The following is a 403-nucleotide window of genomic DNA, read 5'->3' on the forward strand; positions in this document are numbered from 1 at the left end:
GACCTTGTGTGCGTCGTAGCCGGCCAGATCGCTTTCAACTTCGGCTCGGGCAACGGGCTTGGGTGGTGCTGCCGCCGCGGCAGCCCCTTTCCGGAGGTGCCTACAGGTCGCAGTGCCGCTTCCGGATGGCTCCCCTGAGGTCTTCGACGGCGGACAGGGCGGCACGTTCACAGCCGCCGTCGATTGCTTCCAGAGTGGCGGCCGCGGCCTCACGGATGTGGTGGGGAATCCCCTCGGCGGCCGTGAGCCGGTAGGCCTCCTCGCGGCGCGCGATGCACTCCGCAGGGTCCACGGCGCCAGGGCCGGACAGCGGAAACACGGAGTGCTTGTAAGCATGAATGCCCAGCATCATCGTGTCCGCGGCACCGTCGCCGTGCCCAGGGGCGCCCGTCCCGGCCGCCCG

At 70.5% G+C, this 403-nt stretch carries 1 pseudogene; it reads right to left on the reverse strand.

Features of this window, described 5'->3' with window-relative positions:
• Positions 1 to 100: 100 nt before the first annotated feature.
• Positions 101 to 403, reverse strand: a pseudogene (locus JGS39_RS40290) (hypothetical protein); the annotation flags it as partial.

This window comes from Streptomyces poriferorum, assembly GCF_019399235.1.
In the GTDB taxonomy this organism is placed as follows: Bacteria; Actinomycetota; Actinomycetes; order Streptomycetales; family Streptomycetaceae; genus Streptomyces; species Streptomyces poriferorum.